This window comes from Candidatus Nitrotoga arctica (assembly GCF_918378365.1).
GTDB lineage: Bacteria > Pseudomonadota > Gammaproteobacteria > Burkholderiales > Gallionellaceae > Nitrotoga > Nitrotoga arctica.
The window spans coordinates 2,193,132-2,215,187 of record NZ_OU912926.1 but is presented as its reverse complement, the minus strand read 5'-3'; the positions used below and the strand labels follow the sequence as shown (position 1 = coordinate 2,215,187).

The window sequence follows — 22,056 nt, the reverse complement described above, 5'->3', positions numbered from 1 at the left end:
TCACCTGCGTGCGACATGCATTCGTTGATAAAATTTAAGGAGTATTTATGGATTTAAAAGAAACGCGTATTGATTCGATGGCTGTGTATGAAGGTGATTTTATCAAGGTGTTTAAAGACAGTGTGCGCTTGCCGGATGGCAGTGTGGGTTCGCGTGAACATATAGTCCATCCCGGCGCGGTGGCTGTGTTGGCAATTTTGGACAATGGCGACCTATTGATGGAACGGCAATTTCGTTATGCGCCGCAACGCGAATTCATTGAGTTACCTGCTGGAAAAATTGATCATGGCGAAGATATTTTGCTCACCGCGCAACGCGAATTATTGGAAGAAACCGGTTACATTGCCAGCCAATGGACGCATTTGACTACGGCTTGGCCGTGTATAGGTTTTGCCGATGAACGAATGGAATATTTTCTGGCGCGAGGTCTGACCTACCAAGGTAGGCAACTAGACGATGGCGAGTTCCTCGAAGTATTTGAGCTATCGCTCTCCGATGCACTGGATTGGATAAGACAAGGCAAAATCAATGACAGTAAAACCATGGTTGGCATTTTCTGGCTGGAAAAGATGTTAAATGGCTGGAAAAAATATTAAATGCTGGAAATCTTCATATTTCAGGTTGACGCGCCAATATGAAGCATGAATGAAGTAATAATGCACCAAATTGGTGAGCCTATTCATATATGAATATCGATTCCATAGGAATACGTATGCAAATCAAGCCACGAGCAAACTGGAACGAAATTTGCATATAACCTCTGGGCTAGTTCATATGGAGTAAGAAATGGAAAATATTGGAAGCCTGAAAGCGGGCAGTGACGCGTTGTTTATTCTGCTCGGCGCTATCATGGTTCTTGCGATGCACGCAGGATTTGCATTCCTTGAATTGGGCACAGTGCGAAAAAAAAATCAGGTGAACGCATTGGTGAAAATTCTCACCGACTTCGGCATCTCCACGCTGGCATATTTTTTTATCGGCTACGGCATCGCCTACGGTGTCAATTTTTTCACAGATGCTGAACAATTGGCTCAGAAAAATGGTTATGAACTGATCAAATTTTTCTTCCTTCTTACCTTTGCCGCTGCCATTCCCGCGATTGTTTCCGGTGGTGTGGCTGAGCGTGCCAAATTCAATCCGCAGTTAGCTGCCACTTTTTTACTGGTAGGCTTTATTTATCCCTTTTTCGAAGGCATCGCCTGGAACCATCGTTTCGGTATACAGAGTTGGCTGCAAACAAAATTTGGCGCAGAGTTCCACGATTTTGCCGGTTCTGTTGTGGTGCATGCAGTGGGTGGCTGGATAGCACTGGCGGCTGTTTTACTGCTCGGGGCGAGGCGCGGACGTTACACCAAGGAAGGGCGCGTCTCGGCGCATCCCCCTTCCAGCATTCCCTTTCTTGCACTAGGCGCATGGACCCTCACTGTGGGCTGGTTCGGTTTTAATGTCATGTCCGCGCAAGAAATAGGCAAGATTAGTGGCTTGGTTGCAGTTAACTCGCTGATGGCGATGGTGGGCGGCACTCTGGTTGCACTATTTGCCGGCAAGAACGACCCCGGTTTCGTACATAACGGTCCACTGGCCGGGCTAGTAGCTGTATGCGCCGGCTCAGACGTGATGCATCCCCTTGGCGCATTATTGACCGGCGGCATTGCGGGTGGGTTGTTTGTATGGATGTTCACTCTGACGCAGAACCGGTGGAAAATCGATGACGTCCTTGGCGTTTGGCCGCTTCATGGATTATGTGGCGCATGGGGCGGTATCGCAGCAGGTATCTTCGGGCTAAAGGCATTGGGAGGGCTTGGCGGAGTCAGTTTGATGGCACAAATAATCGGTACGCTGCTGGGTGTCGTTATTGCATTTGGCGGTGGTTTTTTAGTCTATGTTCTCCTTAAGAAAACCGTAGGTATTCGACTGAGTGCGGAAGAAGAATTCAATGGTTCGGATTTAAGCATACACAAGATTACGGCAACACCGGAACGTGAATCGGGGTGGTAGCTTGGGGTTTGTTTCAGGCAAGAGCAAGTAAGTGTCAGGCACCAATGCTTAAAGATAAGAGGTATAACGCAGCCAGAAGGGAGTGGGGCCACTTGTTATGTATAAACTGAGGAGTGTGCTGAAACCATCAGGAATACTCAAAGTTGGCGCCTTTTGTCGTTAGTTTATAGAGTCCTTAAGTTTTTCATGATGCTCAATAATAATATTTGGCAAGAATAGAAATATGAATGCTGATCTTTTTGAGGGTCTGCCAGACCTCAATCTACAACAGGTTTGTCTTGATGATGGCGCATTTTTATTGCGAGGCTTTGCCAAAAATGTCGATACTGCCTTGATTAGCGCGATAGAGAAGGTCGTTACTCAATCGCCTTTGCGTCACATGATTACCCCAGGCGGTTTTCGCATGTCGGTGGCAATGAGTAATTGCGGTCAGGTCGGCTGGATAACAGATCGTAGCGGATATCGCTATGGTGTTATCGATCCAGAAACCGGACGTCCATGGCCAGCTTTGCCTGAAACATTCATAGACATAGCGAGGAGGGCGGCGATGCGTGCCGGGTATGAGAATTTCTTGCCCGATGCCTGCTTGATTAACTGTTACGAACCAGGCGCTCGGTTATCCTTGCATCAGGACAAGAATGAGCGCGACGAGTCTGCCCCGATTGTCTCAGTATCCCTTGGCCTCCCTGCGGGGTTTTTGTTCGGTGGATTAAGTCGCACCATTCGACCAAAGCGCTATCAACTTGTGCATGGTGATGTAGCGGTTTGGGGTGGACCTTCGAGGTTTAATTTTCACGGCATTGCTCCACTCTTGGACGGATATCATCCTATCCTCGGCGGCAAGCGCATCAACCTGACGTTCAGGAAGGCCCTATGACTATGGTAGCAGGTACCATCAGCACGCTGGTTGATCCATTTGGTCCCGCAGTTGCACATCTGGCAGCCTCAGATCCCGATTGGGCAAACTTGATTGCTCGCGTCGGCCCATGTGGATTGCAGTCAATACCTGAACGTGAACCCTATGAGGCGTTGATTCGGGCAATTGCACATCAGCAACTCCATGCGCGGGCAGCCGAAGCAATACTTAATCGATTTTTAGCGTTCTATCCGGACGTATCCTTTCCATCACCGACGAGCATTCTTGCAACCGACGGAAACATAATGCGCGCCTGTGGTTTCTCTGCTGCGAAGGTTACGACAATTCACGGAATTGCGGAAAAAACTCTGGATGGGATAGTGCCCGCACGGAGTGCCGCGTTGGCAATGACGGATGAAGAATTAAACTCTCGGCTGGTTTCGCTTCGCGGGATTGGTCGCTGGACGGTAGAGATGTTTCTTATCTTCACACTGGAACGTCCTGATGTTTTGCCCATTGACGATTTTGGCGTGCGTGAAGGTTGGCGAGTGATGAAGTCACTGCCCAAGCAACCTCTGCCCAAGGAGTTGTTTAAAATTGGACTAGATTGGAGTCCTTATCGTTCAACCGCCGCCTGGTATTTATGGCAAGTAGCAGATCAGTTTAAGCGCTTGAAAGCCAAATAGCTCTGCATACTAAAACAGTATTGATGAAAATAAATTATCTTTTAATTACATTAATGTGAAACTTTTTATTAAGGTTGAATATACGTAATATGTTTACGTTCTTCAAGTTTTATCAGGCTCAAACCAGCAGAGTTTCTCTCTGAGTTTTACCACGCCACCTATGATAATTAAAGTTGGAGCTTTAAGTTTTGCAGCTTCTGCAATTTTTGGTAATGTAGTCAGAGTTCCGCAAACTACGCGCTGATTTTGTGTTGTTCCTTGTTGCACGATGGCGGCAGGGGTGGATTCCGGCAAGCCATGTGCTATTAGTTTGGAGCATAGGATTTCGAGACCATGCAGGCCCATGTAAACCACAATGGTCTGATTGGGGCGTGCCAACATTTCCCAATCGAGATTCATGCCACCCTCTTTCAGATGGCCCGTTACGAAAATACAAGACTGCGCATGATCCCTGTGTGTGAGCGGTATCCCGGCATAGGCTGCAACACCGGAGGCAGCGGTGATGCCCGGTACGACCTGGAAATTTATTTTGTGTTCTGATAGCGTCTCGATTTCTTCTCCGCCACGCCCGAAAATGAAGGGATCACCCCCCTTGAGTCGCAAGACCCGTTTCCCTTCTTTCGCTAGTCTTACCAATAGATCGTTTATGCTTTCTTGCGGCATCGTGTGGTGACCGCGCATCTTGCCGACAAATATTCTTTCTGCATCGCGTCGCGTCATTTCCAGTACCGGTTTGGAAACAAGGTTGTCATAAAGCACCACATCTGCCTTTAGCATCAGCCGTAACGCTCTGAAAGTGAGCAAATCGGGTGCGCCTGGGCCTGCGCCCACCAGGAATACTTCACCGACTGAGCCATGATTATTGTCTTTCAGCATAGCCAGTAGCATGGTTTCGGCAGATTTGTCGTTGCCCGAAAAAATTTTCTCAGCAATAGGACCTTCCAGCACGTTCTCCCAAAATATCCGACGCTTACTGAAATTGCTGATATGTGTTTTGACTGTTTGCCTGAATTTGGCGGCGAAGGCCGCTAGCTGGCCATATGCTGGCGGTATCAGCGTTTCTAACTTGCCTCTTAAAATCCTCGCCAGAACAGGGGATGCCCCTCCGGTGGAAAAAGCGACCATGAGGGGAGAGCGATCCAGTATTGCGGGCATAATGAAGGTGCAGAGATCGGGGTTGTCGACCACATTGACGGGTATGTTTCTTTTTTTTGCTTGGTTTGAAATTTCCTTGTTGGTCTCGATTTCATCTGTGGCGGCAATGACAAGGGTAATGTCATTTAGATGTGCAGCTTGAAACCGATCTGGAACATATTCGATATTGGGAATACTTTTAAAAGCCTCACACAATTCTGGCGAGACTATCTTTACTAATGCGCCCGCTTGAATTAGCACGGAAGCTTTTCTAAAGGAAACTTCACCCCCTCCTACAACGAGGCACTTTTTCTTCTTGAGATTTAGAAAAATGGGGAAAAAATCCATGTCAAACTTTGTTCCTGTTAAAAATATGGTTATTCTTCTGCGATTAAAAAATGTTTTGCCATTCTACTAATGGAATTGGCGTCTTTTCACAAGACATCAAGCTTTCCTGCTATCATTGATAACAATAGAATTTAGCTGTAGCTTAGTCTTTTAGTTGAATTTTATATTTTTGTATATCGAAACTTGCGCTGGATTTTTTTGTTCTGCAATACTTTATTCTGACGGGTTAATTGCTACCCGCTTCTTCATATTGTTATCTATCGAGCAAAGTATTGCACATCAGACGAAAAATTTATGAAAACAATTACCATTCCTTACCTTTAAGTATCTAAAATACTTTTAGACATGTTGTTTCAATTTACCGGGAATTTTGCTGTAATTATTGAGTTGATCAAAAATGCTGCGTGGGTGTTGCATTATGTAAATGCCTGTAAAGCTCTCAGAAGAATTTCTGAAATAACAATTACACTAGCTAATATGAAAATAAATGAAAAAATGCCCCGATGGGCACTTTATAACTGGATGAATAATAGTGACAGTTTATTTTATGGTGCCCAGAAGAGGACTCGAACCTCCACACCTTGCGGCACACGGACCTGAACCGTGCGCGTCTACCAATTCCGCCATCTGGGCAATAAAACAAAACTTTGCTTCTTAAGGGCGCACAAGTTAATCGTTATAGGATTTTCTGTCAATGACAAATAAGAAAAACAACATTCGTGAGCTCGATCCATTCCTGGAACGCGAGCGTGCCCAGTACGATCATCCGTTGCCCAGCCGCGAGTACATTCTGCAATTACTGGAAAAGCAAGGCGTGCCGGTTGCTGAAGAAGAGTTGTGCCACATGTTGCGGATTGATGAGCACGAGGCTGAACTGTTTTCGCGCCGCCTGCGCGCTATGGAGCGCGATGGTCAGATAATGCGTAACCGTAAGCGGGCTATCTGCGTGATGGATAAACTTGACCTGATTAAGGGCAAGGTACAAGGCCATCCCGATGGCTTTGGTTTTTTGATTCCTGATGATGGCAGCGCCGATTTGGTATTGAGTGCCAAGGAAATGCATAAAGCGTTGCATGGCGATACTGTCGTGGTACGCGAAACGGGCACCGATCGGCGCGGACGCCGCGAGGCCGGTATCGTGGAGGTGTTGGAGCGTGCCACCCAGCGTCTGGTCGGGCGGTTGTATGAGGAGCATGGAATTCAGTTTGTGGTAGCGGAAAACCGTCGTATTAGTCAGGATATTCTTGTTGCTCCAGGTGAGCACATCGGGGCAAAGGCGGGACAGGTGGTGATGCTGGAAATTATGCAGCAACCCAGCAAAAATGCACAACCCATAGGCCGCATCGTACAGATTTTGGGTAATTATGCCGACCCTGGCATGGAAATTGAAATTGCGTTACGCAAGCATGATCTGCCATATGAGTTTCCAGTCGACACGAAACATCAAGCTGAAAAAATTGCGCCCCAAGTGCTGCCAGAAGATTATGCAGGACGTGAAGATTTACGTCAGTTGCCGCTTGTCACTATAGACGGGGAGACGGCGCGGGATTTTGACGATGCGGTATATTGCGAGCCGAATGCCGATGGCTTCCGTCTGGTGGTGGCAATTGCCGATGTAAGTCATTATGTAAAGCCCGGGGATGCGCTGGATAAGGAAGCTTTGAATCGAGGTAATTCGGTATATTTCCCTCGCCGCGTTATTCCAATGTTGCCGGAAGAGCTTTCTAACGGCCTTTGTTCGCTTAATCCACTTGTTGAACGCCTGTGCATGGTATGTGATATGCAGGTCAGCGCTCACGGCGATATTGAAGCTTACCGCTTCTATCCATCGGTCATGTTCTCGCAGGCTCGCCTGACCTACAACCAGGTAGCTGATATGCTGGTTCACCCACAAGGCGAAATGGCGCAAAAATTTGCCGCCGTGCTGCCGCAAATCAATCATTTACACACTTTATTCAAGACCTTGCTGCAAGCCCGCGAGAAACGTGGTGCGATTGATTTTGAGACCATAGAAACTCAGATGATGTTTACCGATCAGGGCAAGATTGAGCGCATCGTACCCTTGGTACGTAACGATGCTCATCGCCTGATCGAGGAATGTATGTTGGCGGCCAATGTTTGTACCGCCAATTTCCTCAGCGAACGTAAGCACCCAGTGCTATATCGTGTGCATGAAGGCCCCACCCCTGAAAAATTGGAAGCAGTGCGTGAGTTCTTTAAGGAATTCGGCCTGGAACTTGGGGGGGGCGAAAAACCTGAGGCTGGCGATTACTCCAAGCTGCTCAAGCAGGTCAAGGGGCGACCTGATGCCGGCTTATTGCAGACAGTAATGTTACGCTCATTGCGCCAAGCGCGTTATTGCCCAGAAAACACTGGTCATTTCGGTCTCGGCTATGATGCATATACACACTTTACTTCGCCTATTCGCCGTTATCCCGATCTGTTGGTGCACCGCGCTATTAAGGCTGTGTTAAATAACAATCAATACAAGCCAAAAGAGAAGTGGGAAGAACTTGGCATACATTGTTCTATGACAGAGCGCCGGGCTGACGATGCTACACGTGATGTTGAAGCGTGGCTGAAGTGTTTCTACATGCGGGATCATCTCGGCAGCAGCTTCGACGGCACCGTATCTTCAGTGACTGGCTTCGGCCTGTTTGTTGCGCTCGATGATCTTTTCATCGAAGGGCTGGTGCATGTGTCAGAACTCGGTACCGATTATTTTCATTACGATGCGGCCAAGCACCAGATGTTAGGTGAGCGCTCTGGTAAGCGCTATCGCTTGGGAGATCGCGTGCGCGTTAAAGTCGTGCGAGTAGATATGGAAAGTACCAAGCTCGATTTTGTGCTGGATCTGCCAGCTGGAGAATCGCCAGCTAAGGAAGCGAAAATTAAGAAACCAAAAAAAACCAAATTACGTCATGGCTGAAACTCGTGTAATTCATGGTTTTCATGCCGTCACTGCGCGTATTCGCCAGCACGCTGACAGCGTGCTGGAACTTTATGTAGATACCCAACGTCGCGATCCACGTGTTCGTGATCTGTTGAAGTTGGCGGAAAGCAACAACGTGCGCGTGGTCCCTGTGGATACCAAGCGTCTTGATGGCATGGCTGGCAATGCTCGCCATCAAGGAGTCGCCGCTCGCGTAGATGCCGCGCAAAAGGTGCGGCATCTGGATGATGTTCTGGACACACTTACCGAACCCGCGTTGTTACTAGTGCTGGATGGTGTACAAGATCCGCATAACCTGGGTGCTTGTTTGCGCAGTGCCGATGCTTTCGGCATACATGCCGTCATCGCTCCCAAAGATCGCGCCGTTGGTTTGAATGCGACCGTGGAAAAGGTTGCCTGCGGCGCGGCGGAAACGGTTCCCTATATTACCGTCACCAACCTCGCACGTACCCTGCGCGAGCTACAAGAGCGTGATATCTGGGTAGTCGGTGCGGATAGCGAGGCCAAAACTGACCTGTATGGGTTCCGGCATACCGGCGCATTGGCCTGGGTGCTGGGCGCGGAAGGAGAAGGCCTGCGTCGGCTTACCCAAGAAACCTGCGACCAGCTGGTGCGTATTCCGATGCTGGGCAACGTAGAAAGTTTGAATGTATCTGTGAGCGCAGGGGTGTGTTTGTTTGAGTCTAGAAGACAACGGATGGGGTAAATTAGCAGCAAACTGGACGGAATAACTAGAGTAGCGTATTTCACCGATTACTTTTGCTTTGCTTATTTCACTTCATGTTCTGAGCTTCAGTATCCAAATTTTCGTTCCAGTATTTCGCATTGCCAATATGGATCACCCTAACATCGCCTTCAGTCGCGCTAATTTCGCCATGCCCACGTCTTTGCTTACTTCGGGTGTACTGCCTGTGGGTAGTACACCCGAATAGATTAGTTCATCTGCGGGTAATTCTTTCAAGAAGCGGCTTGCTTCACATGCCTGCCATTCTTTTCCGTGTTTACGTTTGGTGCAGTAGCTGATTTGCAGTGAACGCTCTGCGCGAGTTATGCCCACGTACATCAAACGACGTTCTTCCTCAATTTGTTCCGGTTGCTCGCTTTGGTGGTGCGGCAGGGTGCCTTCTTCCACTCCAACCATGAACACATGGCCGAATTCCAGACCCTTGGCAGCATGCAGAGTGGATAATGAGACGGCATCCACTTCTTCTTCGCGGGATTCGAGCAGGTTCATCAGCGCGATGGTTTGGGTCATCGCCAATAACGTTTTGCCGTCGGCTTCTGATTTGCGGTTGATCCAGCCGACAAAATCCGTAACATTCGCCCATTTGCTTTCCGCTTGACGCGGTTCATGGCTGTCGAACAGCCATGCCTCGTAATCGATTGCGCTCATTAGATCTGCCATCACCGTCGCACACTCTTCCTTGTCGGCACGCGCTTCCATGCGATTGATGAAATTGCAAAAGGTTAGTAACTCTTCGTGCTGTCGCGCAGGAAGTTGATGTGCCATGGCGCTTTCGAAAGCCGCTGCGAACAGGCTGATGTTGCGTGTACCCGCATAGCCCGCAAGTTTCTCCAATGTCTGGTTGCCAATACCTCGTTTAGGCGTGGTAATGGCGCGAATGAAGGCCGGATCGTCATCCGTGTTTGCAATCAAGCGCAAATAGGCAGTGAGATCCTTGATCTCCGCGCGATCGAAGAAGGAGCTGCCGCCACTGACGGTGTAGGGCACTTTCTGTCCACGCAGTTGTTCCTCAAAAGTACGCGATAGGTGATTGCTGCGATACAGGATGGCATAGTCAGAAAAACGCGTATTGTGTTCAAATTTATGTGCCAGCAAACGCATTACTACGGACTCTGCTTCGTTCTCGCCGTCCCTGGCTGCAAATACGCGGATAGGGTCGCCCGGTCCATGGTCGCTCCACAGTTTTTTTTCGAATAGCTTGGTATTGTTGCGTATTAAATGATTGGCACAGGTCAAAATGCGTTGCGAAGAACGGTAGTTCTGTTCCAGCTTGATTACGCGCAAATTCAAGTGGTCATTTTGTAAATTCTGCAAATTCGCAGTACTCGCTCCGCGCCAGGCATAGATCGCTTGATCATCGTCGCCCACTGCCGTCAGTGCTGCGCGACTGCCCGCCAGCAAACGAGTCATTTGATACTGGCAATCGTTGGTATCTTGATATTCGTCGATCAACAAATAACGAAAACGTTGCTGCCAGCGCAGCAGGGCTTCAGGAAAACCCTGAAACAAATCCACTGGTAATCGGATCAAGTCATCAAAATCCATCGCCTGATAGGCGCGTAATGTTTCTTGATAGCGTGCATAAAGTAATGCAGTACGTTGCTCTGCTTCGTTTTCTACCAGACTTAACGCTTGTTCCGGTGAAGTGAAAGAGGATTTCCATTTGGACATGACACTTTGTGCGGTACGGATATCTTGCTTGTCCGGTGCCCCCAACAGCTCGCTAATGATCTTTGCAGTATCAGCACTATCGAAGATAGAAAACTGTTTTTTGTAGCCAAGCAGACCAGCTTCCTCACGCAAGATTTGCATACCGAGCGCATGGAAGGTACAAATGGTTAAACCCTTGGTATTTCGTCCAGATAACAGTTTGCCTACGCGCTCACGCATTTCATTCGCAGCCTTGTTGGTGAAGGTGATTGCGGCGATGTTGCGCGGTGCATAGCCGCATTGCTCAATGAGATAGGCCAGTTTATGAGTGATAACACGCGTTTTGCCGCTGCCTGCGCCAGCCAGCACCAACAGCGGGCCATCCAGATACTTAACTGCTTCGAATTGTGAGGGATTAAGTTTACTTAGCATTAGGATACCTCTAAAAAATCCAAAATTCATTCCTGCTGACGCTGATAAAAATGGGTGTTTGCGACAACATTCAGAGATTAAAAAGATCGGATTAGCGGGAATGTTTTGATGGGCTGAGTAAAGTTACAGCGGAAAGTCAGATTGTGCATTGAATGGGAATTTTGTCTTGACTACTTTCACGATCGTAGCAACATAAATTTTATTGGCATGCTGCACCGTGAGTGCTTGTACTTTTTGTGTTTGTTGTGTCAGGTCACTCTCCTTTACGGTTATTTTTTTGTTCGAATACCGGAAAGTTCATTTTTGCGGAGCAGAGCTTGATTTTTGAAAGTTACAATTTAGACGTAACTTATTGATTATTGGTGAACGGGACCGGACTTGAACCGGTACAGAGATTTCTCCCCGACGGATTTTAAGCCGGATTATAGGCAATACACCGAGGTACGCCGGGCTACCACACAGCTCTCTTGAGCAGGTTTCCTCTCGAAGCATCGACCCCCATGATACCACGGTGTTCGACCAAAATCGACCCGGTTCCCGTTCGCTTGGCTCCTGGAAATGGGGTATTTCCAGGAGCATTCATGGCTAAGATCAAATTGACGAAAACGGCTGTTGACGCAGCACAACCTCAATCCACTGACGTGGAACTACGCGATACCTTTAGTGCCGGGCTTTCTATGCAAGGTCACCCCGGCAGGTCGTAAGGTCTTCATGATTCAGTATCGCACCAACACTGGCGAGCGCCGCAAACCGTCGCTTGGGTTGTTCGGCGAGTTGACCGTCGAGCAGGCCCGTGCGCTTGCGCAAGACTGGCTGGCCGAGGTTCGCCATGGCGGTGATCCAGGCGGTGAGAAGGCAGATGCGCGCAAGGCACCGACCGTCAAGGAGCTATGTCCCCGATTCATGGAGGACTACTCCAAGACCCGCAACAAGCCGAGCACCCAACGCTCATACCAGCATCAAATCGATCGCTCAATCATTCCCGCTTTCGGCAGCAAAAAAGTCCCTGAAATCACGCGCATGGACGTGATTGTGCTGATGAAGCGCAAGGAGAAATCACCCATACAAGCCAACCGTGTGCTCAGCTGCATCCGCAAGATGTTCAACCTTTCCGAGCTGTGGGGCTATCGGCCCGATGGCTCAAACCCCTGCAGGCATGTTCTGAAGTATCCAGAAAAAGTCAAGACCCGTCTGATCACTGATGCGCAGATGGGGCAACTGTTCACCTATCTCGACAAGGCCGATACCGAAGGCCTGGAGCATCCGACACTGACTCTGGCTATCCGGGCTGCAGTTCGAGTTTGCCGCCCGCATGTCGGAAATCCTGCTGTTGCAGTGGGACTGGATTGACCTGCCCAACAAGCGTGTGGTTTGACCGGACAGCAAGACCGGCAACATGTCCAAATCCATGAGTGAGGAGGCTTACCGACTTCTATCGAGTGCTACGCATTACGAGAACTCCCCCTATGTGTGCCCGTCGATCTTCAATCGCAAGCAGCCACTGACCCGAAATTCGTACTACACGGCTTGGCGGCGCATCCTTGATCGTGCCGGCGTGCCCCCGGTCGGGACGCACGAAATCCGTCACCGATCAGCCACCGACATAGCCAATTCTGGCATTCCGGTCAAGGTAGGCATGGCGCTGACCGCGCACAAAACGGTCACGATGTTCATGCGTTATGTGCATACCGAGGACGATCCAGTTCGCGCCGCAGCAGAGTTGGTTGCCAATCGGCGCAAGACCGTTGTGGAGAGCCATCCGATTTCTCCGAACGATATTCCTGAGCCTATCGCTGACACATCTGGAGCGACGCCGCCAAGCCTTCCGCCACCGCAGGGGGAAAACCGCTCCACGCCTCCCGGCAGCAAGCGGGCCGCCAGCACTTCAACCTAGTCTGCTGTGTTATGACTGTCCAACGGCTTTTCACTGGGACTTCGCAAGCTTTGACTTCTGTGAAGTATAAGTTGCAATGGAGGCTGCGCCATGATTGAAGTGCGCCGGTATCAGCGCATTGATGGCGAAGTGCCGTTGACCGACTGGCTTATCGGAATGCGTGATGTGCGGGCTATGGCCAAGCTGGAAATCTGTTTTCGGCGGGTGTCCTTGGGCATCTTCGGTGACATCAAGCCAGTCGGCGAAGGTGTGCCTGGAGTTGCGCGAAGACATTGGTCCCGGCTATCGCGTGTATCTGGGGCGGCATGGCGCGACGTTGGTCATCCTGCTCTGCGGCAGCGACAAGCGCACGCAGGATACGGACATCAAACGGGCCAAGGAATACTGGTTGGACTGGAAACGGAGAAAACATGAGCAATCGCAAACATGCCGCTTCGATACCGCATACCGAAGCGATCATTGCCGAATTGCGGACTGATCGATCCTTTGCAGTCGAGTACCTGAAATCGGCGCTGGAAGAATTGGACAATCCAGATCATCGGGCCGTCGGTCTGCTCGCGCTACGCGACGTGGCTCAGGCATATGGCGGGCTTGCGAACGTGGCGCAAGAAGCAGGCGTCACCCGCGAGGCGTTGTATCGTGCATTGTCACCGAGCGGCAACCCGACGCTCAAGACACTTCTGGCAGTGCTTCATGCTGTCGGTATGCGTCTGTCTGTTGTGCCAGCCGAGCCTACTCCGGTTCACGGCTAAGCTTCACGTCATGCGCTGGACGGCGGTGATCTTGGTGTGCCGCCCATAACGCACTACTCTCAGCACCAATGGACTCGGCCTCCAAGAATCCAGAAGTGAGAGCGACAGCCTTTCTGCAGCCAGACAGACAGACGGAGTAAGGGTTGGCCTGCTCCTGGCGTCTACCGACACGTCCCACCGTGGCTTCGCCTCCGCAACGACTAAAAGCTCGATCGCGTAGCCGCAGCCACAGGGGCAGCGCATGCCCACACACCAGTCCTCGCCATCGTCGCACGCGAGGACAAGATCTCGCCTAGGCATATGAGACGGCAGACTATCACCCGCGACAATGCACAGCCGTCGGCACGGGCCGAACCGGGCTAGACGTTACGCCACCATCGCGTGATTTTTGCCGAAATCGTCATTGCGCAAGCACCCTAAGCGCAGGCAAACCCAGCAATGGTTCGGCATCGCCTCGCGCAAGGAGGTGATTCGGCGTGCACTTGAATACATCCTCGGCGAAGTATTCTTCTTCGCAAGCGGAGAGACTGAACTGCGTACGGGCATAGAGACGGTTGGATTCCAAGTGGAAGGGAAAAGCGCGCGCGATGAACTCATTCACGCAGGCGGCTGCGGCACGCATGTTGAGCGTGACCACAGCAGGCGCTTCCTCAGTGAGGCCCTTGAGGTAGCCAGCCTCAAGCTCCTGCTGGTGCGCTTCGGGAGCTACCTTGCGGAGATATTCGCCGCGCAAGCTTTCCGGTGTGTAGATGCCAACAGGTCGATCCGCTGGGCCAGTGAAGGTAGCCTTGTCGGCCCACCAGTAATACAGATCATCGCCGGCGACCGTCACAAGATCGACCGTACGCGCTTGACGGTGCGCTCGCAAGTGGCTCCCGATTTTGTGACGGTTCGGAAGCATCCCGATCCAACATGGCGGCGGTATCTCAATGGATGCCTCGGGGTGTATCGGTGACACAGACTAGGTATGGGTGGAACAACCGTTGCGCTATTGCGCCCATTCACCCTTCGAGCGGGAGCATCTGCATGTGCGGCCGTCACGGCCTTGGCACCGCTGCCGGTGGTTGTGCCTCGCTACTGGTGGAAGTCACCGCAGCAGACGCACCACTCCGCCGTGCCGCATCATACCTATCTGTGGAAAATACTGCTGGCGCGCTATGAAGTGCCTCCGTTGGTGTGGGCGATTTTGTCAGATACAGATGCTGATCATTGATCACCTCGGTGAATCCACGCAGCTACCGAGAATCGCCCCGGCGCATGATCTTCCGCTGTGGGAGGCAGCGATGGCTACAGAGCGAACGGGCAACGATTCTCAAGGGGATTCGGCGGCTCAGCTAGAACCGGAGTTCAAGTTCGATAAGCGCATCGCTTGGTGATATCAATTTATTGCTCACCTTGGGTAGGCTTGTGCGCTGTGTCTGGCGTGTGCCGTTTTTTGGCTTTGACGCGACCTATTTTTACCGTGGGAATGGGCGAAATGCAGAATCTGTTATGGATTTGACGATGGAAATTAGATTGGCAAGAGGATGTGGGGCGAAGTTAATTTGACTAGAGCGGTTGAATTTCCTATCCTACGGGTGGAGTAAATAATCATTATGAAAAAAACAAATGAAATTATACTTCAACTTCAAAGCGTAGACCAAATGCTTATGCTGCCTGAATCCCCGTTTTATCCTAACCGTATGTTAAGTCCCGATGCAGAAGAATTTCTCGCCGAAGAAGCGGCAACACAGCCTTACCATGCCCGTGTATATTTGAAAGTTCATCTACCCTCGGAGGCTGCTAACAGGGCGCATGAAATTGAAAGTGCTATTCATAAGCATTTTGCTTATCTAAAGAATAAATCAGAAAGAAAATTAAAGCAGACTTTACAACTTGGCTGGAGAAGTCTTCTGATTTCGATTGTATTTTTAAGTTTACTTATTTCATTAGCTACGTTTGCTGCCCAACTATTACCGGAGGGAGGCTTATCTATCACATTCCGTGAGGCACTCGTTATTCTTGGATGGGTTGCCCTTTGGCGACCTGCAGATCTTCTGCTGTACGAGTGGCGCCCATTCAAACGAGAGGTCAATTTGTTTAGCAGACTTGAACAGTGCAAGGTGGAAATTATTATTTAATATACCTTTTACTGTTTTCGAGAAATATCATGACGACCACATCAAAACCAGACCTGATTAGCCACAATGTTCAGCCGCGCGAATGAGGCGCTCAGGATAGGGCGAAGTGACGGATGATGCTCGAAGCAGTCTGACCAGAATGACAGACAGGTCGAAGCGGCGGTTGAATCGATATTGGAACTCGGCGAGGTAACGATGGGCGTACTTGGAGAAATCGAACGCATGGTAGGTTCCAGAGAACATCGTCTTCAGATTGCCCAAGAGGGTATTGACCGCGTGAAATTGCTCCAGTTTTACGCAGGCAGGACCGCTATCTTGCCGTAAACCACTGCCAGGCGACTCTTAATCAGGTTCTGTTTCTGCCCACTATCAGGGTCGCAAGGAATCGTTAATGAGCGACTCTCACTCGGCTCGAGAGGATGTGAGCTGAGCCAGGTCTTTTTCGTGCGGATAAGTTGAATGGTGGCTTCATCAGCAAGATGATCGTGCTCAATCGAACGCAAAACTTCTTCGAGTGCAGGATGTTCGCCATGGTGTTGACTCCCATTGTCATGTGCCAGTGCGCGATAGTAGCCTTCATAACATATTAATCAGCATTAGAGACGTCCTTACCTTTGCATTTTGTCTAGGCGAATGTCCTTTAAATGGCCTGACTTAAATTAAAAGCGCATCACATAGAAGAATCTAAAGCATTAATGATCCCATACTGAAATGTATCCAGAAAGCATTGAGATAAGCAAAAAGAAGGAATCCAATGGTACGCGCAAAATGCGTTGAACAAAATTCTTAAGACGGAACAGTTACCTATCACTCGCTCCTAAACACGTTGAATTCTACTATTGCCTACCGACCTAAGGTACTGAAGCTGACACATGGGGTCGTATGTTAAATTTCTTGAAATTATGAACTTATCGTGTCAGGACTTAAACTAAAAGGCACGCCGCCGTGCACGACAACATATAGTAAGCCGCCCATCATGGAAATGGTCTTCATGAAGTTGATCTTCTGATTTTGTGCTTCGTTGGGCGGCACAGCCCAGAAATTATGGAAGAACAGCGCAGCCATTGCGGTGAATACAAATATTGCGGCCGCGACCCAACGTGCATTCCAGCCAATGATCAGCTTGATCCCTCCGCCCAGTTCAACGAAAATGACGCCGATAGCAAGCATTTCCGGCATTGGCAGTCCCTTGCTGGCTATATACCCTACGTCCCTTCGAAGCCAGTCATTTTATCGAAGTTCGACATAACGAAGATGAAAGCGATCAGCAGGCGACCTAAAAGCGGGCCATAGCGGTTTAGTACATTCATGGTGATTGTCCTTAACTTAGGAATAGCTAGTTCAAAGATACATTGCAATGCGCCTGTGTCCCAAAATAGTTTCACTGTATAGCAGTTTTTGCTTATGGGCCCATGAAGGAATATCGCCAAACTCATATAGTGCTATCTTACTCAAAATAAATTTGCTGCATGTGCAGTAACGAACATACAGAGTGAAGAGGACCTTGATAGTATTTTCTTTAAGGCACTTAATCAATTCAACAACCACCAGGAGAACTATCATGATTTCACGCGTCACAAGCACTCTCATTTTCGCGACGCTCGTTACTGCCAGCAATGCTCACGCACAAGTTCGCACCGTCAGAGACATCCCGACCGCACTGGCAGTAGAAGCCGTTGCCGCCGCCGTCGCTGACTGCTCTTCCAAAGGCTATAACGTCAGCGGAACAGTGGTTGATCGCGCGGGACAGCTCAAGGCGCTGCAACGTGCAGACAACGCGGGCCCGCATTCGGTCGATACCAGCCGCAGGAAAGCTTACACAGCTCTTACGACCAAAAATTCGACCACGCGGCTAATGGAAAATACACAGAAGAATCCCGCAGCTGCTAATCTTGTCTTCATAAATGATTTCATTGCCGTGGGTGGTGGAGTACCCATTCAAGTGGAAGGCGACACAATTGGTGCCATTGGCATAAGTGGTGCACCTGGTGGCCATCTCGATGAGCTGTGCGCGGAGGCAGGAATCGCTAAGATTAAGGATCGATTGAAATGATTTGATTGATGTTAGAGAATTTTATTTGGCCACGGCTTCTTGCGGTGCTCTGAATTAAATTCTTAAATCCGATTCAGTTCGGCGTCTATCCCAGGACCGACGACTTTATCGCGCCGGGAGCGTAAGGCATCGCCGAAGAGTTGAAGGATTATGATTTCGAGGCGACCTTGCGCGAGCGCGACGACCTGCTGGTCAAGCTGATCGCGATCAAGAAGGATGCCAAGCAGATTTCGTAAATCTGCCCAGGCATCTCAGGAGAGATTAGGCGACAGCCAGCGTTCCAAATTTTCCTTGGCCGCGCCGCGCCGCGCTGCCATGTCGTCGAGCTGGCCCATGCCGATCTTGCCGATGCTGAAGGACTTCGAGTCGGGATGGGCGAAATAGAAACCAGATACCGATGCGCCGGGGAACATGGCGAAGATTCGGTCAAATGCATGCCGATTTCCTCGCACTGCAAAGCCTTGAACATCACGGCTTTCTCGGTGTGCTCGGGGCAAGCTCCCGAGGCAACGGTGGTTTGTGCCTCGCCGATATAGGAACGGCATTTTGCCAATAATCATTGGCCTACAAACAGGTATAAGATTGCCTGTCGTGACCTGAAAGGGACCGTGTTCATGAGTACGCAACTGGAACGCAACAAACAAAACGTCACCGCCTTCTACGACCTGATGTTCAATCAATGTCAGCCGCGCGAGGCGGTACATCAATATATCGACGACACCTATATTCAACACAATCCCCAGGTGGCCGACGGCGTTGATGCTTTCATCGCATATTTTGAGCGGATGGCTAGCGAATATCCGGGTAAGCATGTACATTTTAAGCAGGTCATCGCCGAAGGAAATCTCGTCGTTCTGCATTGTTTTCAGCAATGGCCGGGCGACCATGACTGGGCCGGCATCGACATTTTCCGCCTGGATGATGCCGGCAAAATTGTCGAACACTGGGATGTGTTGCAAATCGTGCCGGACAATTCCGCCAACAACAATACGATGTTCTGACAATGTGAATGAACCTTAAACGCAATGTTCTCGCTTACCTAGTCGTACCGACCTTCGGTCAATCGGAAGCATCCGTCCATGTAAGGGATGGATTGTTTGATGAGGCTGGCGACATTGATGAAGGCAGCAAAAAATTCCTCCAGAACTGGATAGACCACTATGTCGCATGGGTGAAAAAGCATGCTGCTTGACGCGGAGAAAAAGTCAGGAGCATTATCGCCATTTGCATTCTTAGTCAATGGATGTGCGTCAGATTTCACGGGAAGAATCGACTGGATCTTTGAGCCAAGTAAAAGCGTATTTCAAACTTTAGTACTATCTCATTTGGTTACTTTTAAGTTAAATTGAATGGAGCAACTACAGCGTTAAGGTACTTAGCATGTTGACGACATGCCATAAAACGTGATTGATTATGCAAACCCCTCGAAATGAGATCATTCCCAGAATGAACGATGAACCTATATCCATCTGTATTAAGTACGGATTTGACGATACGCGTATCCGAGAAACCATTTTGGCATTGGACATCCATCCCGCGTATGCTGATCTCGCAGACCGAATTAACAGGGAAGTCATCGGGGACGAGGCCGAGGAGCTTGTAAATGTCTGCTTCGCTGTATTGGCACGTCTTCGGGAATTTTCCCTGATCGAGCCAAATTTAGATGTGTCCGTTTTCAAACAAGTTTGGGCCGACCAGTTGCGGCGCTTTGGCCAAGGATTCCATACCCCTGCATATTTTGCGGAACGTCTTACTCTTTCAGCTGCCCGTGTTCATGATGGACTTTCGATGAGCGTTCTGCACTTGCAGCATCAAATCACCCAACAGATTTTAGTTGAGCGCCTAATTACCTCTTTCCAGAACGACCCCAAGACTGTGTGGGCACTAATGCCTTGCATCCTCAAGTTCATCGCTTTGGATCTGCACTTGACAATAGAGGCTTATCATCTTCAGGAAATCGAGGGTCAGCAGAAAAAGTTAGCAGCCTGTCGGGCTGAATCAGCCAAGCTGTATCAAAAAGTAGCAACAGATCAGCTCACGGGTGTGATGAGCTTCAGTCATGTGATGGAAGCTCTTGAAAATCATATTAATAAAGCAGCGCAAACGGGAACGACGCTGTGCGTCATGATGATAGACCTAGATTTTTTCAAGAGGGTTAACGATATCCATGGCCACTTGGTCGGAGACAGCGTGCTCATACATACTGCGGAGCGCATTAAGTCGGCAGTACGAGACTTTGATATGGTAGGGCGTTTTGGCGGAGAGGAGTTTACAGTCATTCTGACGAATGCTGATATGGCGTTGGCCAGGGTTATCGCCGAAAGGATTCGTCAGGATGTCGCGGAAACCCCATTTCATGCAAAGGGGCACATCATTGAGGTGACCATCAGCCTCGGAGTGGCGATGTTGAGGCCGGGCGAAACCAGGGAAGCTATACTGGAGCGTGCTGACGTATCCCTGTATGAGGCGAAGCAAACGGGACGCAACCGAGTGGTGGCCGCTGAAGATCTCGAACAGGCAGCAAGCGCTCGGGAGAGGTAACGAGTAACGCCAAGGTGACGATATATCACCACGCTGACACAGAGATCCCTAATACTGAGATACTGAATATCACTTTGTATATTCGCCGGATCTTTCTGGTTGGTAACTGACATCTAGGACTCGTACCTTTATGGTATTGCCGCCGGGTACCGGCCATTCCATCTGCTGACCGACTGCCAGTCCCAGTAACGCGCTACCTACCGGCGCCAATACGGAAATTTGACCGGGCTTCCCCTGCACGTCTTCAGGATATGACAGTGTCAGTTCGAACGTTTTTTCCGTCGGCTCAATAATGAATCGAATGGTTGAGTTCATGGTTACAACGGTCGCCGGGATATTCTCCGGCGCAACCACCACCGCACGATCCAATTCATACCGCAGATTGTCCAATTCAGGCTGCGAATCCGTCGGCAGCGCATCTATTAAGTGGTTAAGACGCGCTAGATCCAAGCTCGAAACGATGATGTTGGGAAGATCAGCCACAATATATTTTCCTTCAAAAGTTCGGTCGTATAACAATAATTATATGTACTATATTCGTGATTTTGTTGAATTGCGTGTAATGTTGACACGGATTTTACTTTGAATTTTTACTCGTTCTTAGCTTATTTTCCATCAATTGGTAAAAACCACCAGCTTCAGCTGATGCATTTAAGGTTTTAAACACTACGAGTTTCATTATACGTTCTGTGAATATGGTTTTAGCGGAGTCCGCCACAGTTTGCCCACTTTTAGGGGGCGATGGTCGGAGCCTCAGCCCACCTACTTTAGTAGGTGGTAATTGAGTTTGCCAATCCCTATTACTCCTAGGAGCGGGGGTTTAATGAGAACAGTAACGGGCTGTTGAGGCAGTACTTTCCCAAGGGCATGGCGCTGACAGACATCACCGAGGAACAAGTGCAGGAGACGGTAGAGCGATCAACCACCGACCTCGAAAAGTACTTGGATTTAGAACCCCGCATGAGGTATTCTTTGAGATAGAAGTACGCTACACCAAGCAACCACTGGCTGTTGCACTTCGAACTTGAATCCGCGCAAAAAAACTCGAGCGTCGTCTCAGATACGCATCGAAATTAATATTTAGAGAAGCCCTTAAGTTATTTTCCAAGGGCGTCCTACTTTACAGGAGAACAACCATGCTGGAAATTCGCAAGGCAAACGAACGAGGAATAGCGGAGCATGGATGGCTCAGTTCGCGACACACGTTTTCTTTTGGCCAATATCATGACCCATCCCAAGTTGGATTCTCGGATTTGCTTGTAATTAATGATGATCGTGTTGCGCCAGGACAAGGCTTTGGCAAACATCCTCACCAGGATATGGAGATTTTTACTTATGTCCTGGACGGCGCTCTGGAACATGAAGACACGATGGGGACCGGATCGGTAATCAAACCTGGTGACGTCCAGATGATGAGCGCAGGCACTGGCATCGCACATAGTGAATTTAATCACTCAAAAAGTGAACCGGTTCACTTTCTCCAGATCTGGATCGTTCCGGATAAAAAGAGGGTAGCCCCACGCTATCAGCAGATACATTTTTCATTGAAAGAAAAAAGAGGAAAGTTACGGCTCATTATCTCACCTGAAGGTAATGAAGGTTCTTTAGGGGTTCACCAGGATGCACGCATATATGCAGGTTTTTTTTCTGATGGGGAATCGGCTACACTTAACCTTAATGAAGGACGATATGCATACGTACATATAGCCGGCGGAAGTATAAAAGTTAACGGTCTGGTATTGTCAGAAGGAGACGGACTGCGTGTACGGGAGGAACATTCACTATTTTTAAGCGATGGACACGATGCTGAGGTTCTCGTATTTGATTTGCGAGCTCGCGAATTGCCCGACTTTTGAAATACATCCATGAAATTGTTTAAGGTATGGGGTATAAA

25 protein-coding genes, 1 tRNA gene and 2 pseudogenes are annotated in these 22,056 nt (G+C 49.4%); 19 read left to right on the top strand and 9 right to left on the bottom strand.

Features of this window, described 5'->3' with window-relative positions; translation table 11 throughout:
• Nucleotides 1-47 precede the first annotated feature (47 nt).
• The 4 genes from MKZ32_RS10235 to MKZ32_RS10220 all read left to right on the top strand — a co-directional run bounded on the left by MKZ32_RS10235 (nucleotide 48) and on the right by MKZ32_RS10220 (nucleotide 3,540).
• Nucleotides 48-596 carry an NUDIX domain-containing protein gene (locus tag MKZ32_RS10235; RefSeq protein ID WP_239797166.1) on the top strand — a complete coding sequence of 183 codons (549 nt, stop codon included), beginning with the start codon at nucleotides 48-50 and terminating at the stop codon, nucleotides 594-596.
• A 190-nt stretch (nucleotides 597-786) separates the two neighbouring features.
• On the top strand, nucleotides 787-1,998 hold the full coding sequence (locus MKZ32_RS10230; protein WP_239797165.1) for an ammonium transporter: 1,212 nt from the start codon (nucleotides 787-789) through the stop codon (nucleotides 1,996-1,998).
• Between the two features lie 223 nt (nucleotides 1,999-2,221).
• Complete coding sequence (gene alkB / locus MKZ32_RS10225) at nucleotides 2,222-2,875, top strand: DNA oxidative demethylase AlkB (RefSeq protein ID WP_239797164.1); 654 nt, start codon at nucleotides 2,222-2,224, stop codon at nucleotides 2,873-2,875.
• Nucleotides 2,872-3,540: a DNA-3-methyladenine glycosylase family protein gene (locus MKZ32_RS10220; RefSeq protein ID WP_320412266.1), complete on the top strand. Its 669-nt coding sequence runs from the start codon at nucleotides 2,872-2,874 to the stop codon at nucleotides 3,538-3,540. Before alkB ends, MKZ32_RS10220 begins: the two co-directional genes overlap by 4 nt.
• A gap of 102 nt (nucleotides 3,541-3,642) precedes the next feature.
• On the opposite strand, the gene cysG is transcribed toward MKZ32_RS10220, so the two are convergent.
• Together cysG and MKZ32_RS10210 are read right to left on the bottom strand one after the other, a co-directional pair.
• Nucleotides 3,643-5,022, bottom strand: a complete 1,380-nt coding sequence (cysG, locus tag MKZ32_RS10215) for a siroheme synthase CysG (protein ID WP_239797163.1) — start codon at nucleotides 5,020-5,022, stop codon at nucleotides 3,643-3,645.
• Nucleotides 5,023-5,570: 548 nt separating this feature from the next.
• Nucleotides 5,571-5,655: transfer RNA gene (locus MKZ32_RS10210), tRNA-Leu, on the bottom strand.
• Between the two features lie 61 nt (nucleotides 5,656-5,716).
• Between MKZ32_RS10210 and rnr the strand changes: the two genes are divergently transcribed.
• Together rnr and rlmB are read left to right on the top strand one after the other, a co-directional pair.
• Entirely contained in the window at nucleotides 5,717-7,951 is a 2,235-nt protein-coding gene (gene rnr / locus MKZ32_RS10205) for a ribonuclease R (protein ID WP_239797162.1), read from the top strand.
• Nucleotides 7,944-8,681, top strand: a complete 738-nt coding sequence (rlmB, locus tag MKZ32_RS10200; protein WP_239797161.1) for a 23S rRNA (guanosine(2251)-2'-O)-methyltransferase RlmB — start codon at nucleotides 7,944-7,946, stop codon at nucleotides 8,679-8,681. The genes rnr and rlmB overlap by 8 nt, the downstream gene beginning before the upstream one ends.
• Before the next feature lie 132 nt (nucleotides 8,682-8,813).
• Here rlmB and MKZ32_RS10195 read toward each other — a convergent pair whose 3' ends face one another.
• The gene (locus MKZ32_RS10195) at nucleotides 8,814-10,802 is read right to left on the bottom strand and encodes a UvrD-helicase domain-containing protein (protein ID WP_239797160.1); all 1,989 of its coding nucleotides are present in this window, start codon (nucleotides 10,800-10,802) and stop codon (nucleotides 8,814-8,816) included.
• A 581-nt stretch (nucleotides 10,803-11,383) separates the two neighbouring features.
• Between MKZ32_RS10195 and MKZ32_RS15875 the strand changes: the two genes are divergently transcribed.
• The 5 genes from MKZ32_RS15875 (at nucleotide 11,384) to MKZ32_RS10180 (ending at nucleotide 13,448) form a co-directional block, all read left to right on the top strand.
• Nucleotides 11,384-11,506 carry a hypothetical protein gene (locus tag MKZ32_RS15875; RefSeq protein WP_478210043.1) on the top strand — a complete coding sequence of 41 codons (123 nt, stop codon included), beginning with the start codon at nucleotides 11,384-11,386 and terminating at the stop codon, nucleotides 11,504-11,506.
• 7 nt (nucleotides 11,507-11,513) lie between these two features.
• The gene (locus MKZ32_RS15870) at nucleotides 11,514-12,152 is read left to right on the top strand and encodes a tyrosine-type recombinase/integrase (RefSeq protein WP_478210042.1); all 639 of its coding nucleotides are present in this window, start codon (nucleotides 11,514-11,516) and stop codon (nucleotides 12,150-12,152) included.
• A 46-nt stretch (nucleotides 12,153-12,198) separates the two neighbouring features.
• Complete coding sequence (locus MKZ32_RS15865; protein ID WP_478210041.1) at nucleotides 12,199-12,696, top strand: tyrosine-type recombinase/integrase; 498 nt, start codon at nucleotides 12,199-12,201, stop codon at nucleotides 12,694-12,696.
• Nucleotides 12,697-12,786: 90 nt separating this feature from the next.
• Complete coding sequence (locus MKZ32_RS10185) at nucleotides 12,787-13,110, top strand: type II toxin-antitoxin system RelE/ParE family toxin (RefSeq protein ID WP_239797159.1); 324 nt, start codon at nucleotides 12,787-12,789, stop codon at nucleotides 13,108-13,110.
• Nucleotides 13,107-13,448, top strand: a complete 342-nt coding sequence (locus MKZ32_RS10180; RefSeq protein ID WP_239797158.1) for an addiction module antidote protein — start codon at nucleotides 13,107-13,109, stop codon at nucleotides 13,446-13,448. Before MKZ32_RS10185 ends, MKZ32_RS10180 begins: the two co-directional genes overlap by 4 nt.
• A 3-nt stretch (nucleotides 13,449-13,451) precedes the next feature.
• Here MKZ32_RS10180 and MKZ32_RS15860 read toward each other — a convergent pair whose 3' ends face one another.
• Both MKZ32_RS15860 and MKZ32_RS10170 read right to left on the bottom strand, forming a co-directional pair.
• Nucleotides 13,452-13,748 (bottom strand): ubiquitination-like system serine protease family protein, encoded by a 297-nt coding sequence (locus MKZ32_RS15860; protein ID WP_478210040.1) that lies wholly within the window; start codon nucleotides 13,746-13,748, stop codon nucleotides 13,452-13,454.
• A 100-nt stretch (nucleotides 13,749-13,848) separates the two neighbouring features.
• Entirely contained in the window at nucleotides 13,849-14,316 is a 468-nt protein-coding gene (locus MKZ32_RS10170) for a hypothetical protein (RefSeq protein WP_239797156.1), read from the bottom strand.
• A gap of 99 nt (nucleotides 14,317-14,415) precedes the next feature.
• Between MKZ32_RS10170 and MKZ32_RS10165 the strand changes: the two genes are divergently transcribed.
• Together MKZ32_RS10165 and MKZ32_RS10160 are read left to right on the top strand one after the other, a co-directional pair.
• Nucleotides 14,416-14,661: a hypothetical protein gene (locus MKZ32_RS10165; RefSeq protein WP_239797155.1), complete on the top strand. Its 246-nt coding sequence runs from the start codon at nucleotides 14,416-14,418 to the stop codon at nucleotides 14,659-14,661.
• 382 nt (nucleotides 14,662-15,043) lie between these two features.
• Nucleotides 15,044-15,568, top strand: coding sequence for a hypothetical protein (locus MKZ32_RS10160; RefSeq protein WP_239797154.1), 525 nt, complete (start codon nucleotides 15,044-15,046; stop codon nucleotides 15,566-15,568).
• A 57-nt stretch (nucleotides 15,569-15,625) separates the two neighbouring features.
• On the opposite strand, the pseudogene MKZ32_RS10155 reads toward MKZ32_RS10160, so the two are convergent.
• Together MKZ32_RS10155 and MKZ32_RS10150 are read right to left on the bottom strand one after the other, a co-directional pair.
• A pseudogene (locus tag MKZ32_RS10155) lies at nucleotides 15,626-15,850 on the bottom strand (transposase); the annotation flags it as partial.
• A gap of 618 nt (nucleotides 15,851-16,468) precedes the next feature.
• Complete coding sequence (locus tag MKZ32_RS10150) at nucleotides 16,469-16,747, bottom strand: DoxX family protein (protein WP_239797153.1); 279 nt, start codon at nucleotides 16,745-16,747, stop codon at nucleotides 16,469-16,471.
• A gap of 382 nt (nucleotides 16,748-17,129) precedes the next feature.
• On the opposite strand from MKZ32_RS10150, the gene MKZ32_RS10145 reads away from it, so the two are divergent.
• Nucleotides 17,130-17,621 (top strand): GlcG/HbpS family heme-binding protein, encoded by a 492-nt coding sequence (locus MKZ32_RS10145; RefSeq protein ID WP_239797152.1) that lies wholly within the window; start codon nucleotides 17,130-17,132, stop codon nucleotides 17,619-17,621.
• A 251-nt stretch (nucleotides 17,622-17,872) separates the two neighbouring features.
• On the opposite strand, the gene MKZ32_RS10140 is transcribed toward MKZ32_RS10145, so the two are convergent.
• On the bottom strand, nucleotides 17,873-18,118 hold the full coding sequence (locus MKZ32_RS10140; RefSeq protein ID WP_478210039.1) for a vitamin B12 dependent-methionine synthase activation domain-containing protein: 246 nt from the start codon (nucleotides 18,116-18,118) through the stop codon (nucleotides 17,873-17,875).
• A gap of 117 nt (nucleotides 18,119-18,235) precedes the next feature.
• Here MKZ32_RS10140 and MKZ32_RS10135 point away from each other — a divergent pair, with 117 nt between their 5' ends.
• From MKZ32_RS10135 to MKZ32_RS10125, 3 genes are all read left to right on the top strand, one after another.
• The gene (locus MKZ32_RS10135; protein WP_239797151.1) at nucleotides 18,236-18,622 is read left to right on the top strand and encodes a nuclear transport factor 2 family protein; all 387 of its coding nucleotides are present in this window, start codon (nucleotides 18,236-18,238) and stop codon (nucleotides 18,620-18,622) included.
• Between the two features lie 8 nt (nucleotides 18,623-18,630).
• The gene (locus tag MKZ32_RS10130) at nucleotides 18,631-18,813 is read left to right on the top strand and encodes a hypothetical protein (protein WP_239797150.1); all 183 of its coding nucleotides are present in this window, start codon (nucleotides 18,631-18,633) and stop codon (nucleotides 18,811-18,813) included.
• 254 nt (nucleotides 18,814-19,067) lie between these two features.
• The gene (locus tag MKZ32_RS10125; RefSeq protein ID WP_239797149.1) at nucleotides 19,068-20,162 is read left to right on the top strand and encodes a GGDEF domain-containing protein; all 1,095 of its coding nucleotides are present in this window, start codon (nucleotides 19,068-19,070) and stop codon (nucleotides 20,160-20,162) included.
• Nucleotides 20,163-20,231: 69 nt separating this feature from the next.
• Here MKZ32_RS10125 and rnk read toward each other — a convergent pair whose 3' ends face one another.
• Nucleotides 20,232-20,645: a nucleoside diphosphate kinase regulator gene (gene rnk / locus MKZ32_RS10120; RefSeq protein WP_239797148.1), complete on the bottom strand. Its 414-nt coding sequence runs from the start codon at nucleotides 20,643-20,645 to the stop codon at nucleotides 20,232-20,234.
• A 297-nt stretch (nucleotides 20,646-20,942) separates the two neighbouring features.
• On the opposite strand from rnk, the pseudogene MKZ32_RS10115 reads away from it, so the two are divergent.
• Together MKZ32_RS10115 and MKZ32_RS10110 are read left to right on the top strand one after the other, a co-directional pair.
• Nucleotides 20,943-21,190: pseudogene (locus MKZ32_RS10115) on the top strand (transposase); the annotation flags it as partial.
• 108 nt (nucleotides 21,191-21,298) lie between these two features.
• Entirely contained in the window at nucleotides 21,299-22,018 is a 720-nt protein-coding gene (locus MKZ32_RS10110; RefSeq protein WP_239797147.1) for a pirin family protein, read from the top strand.
• Nucleotides 22,019-22,056 lie beyond the last annotated feature (38 nt).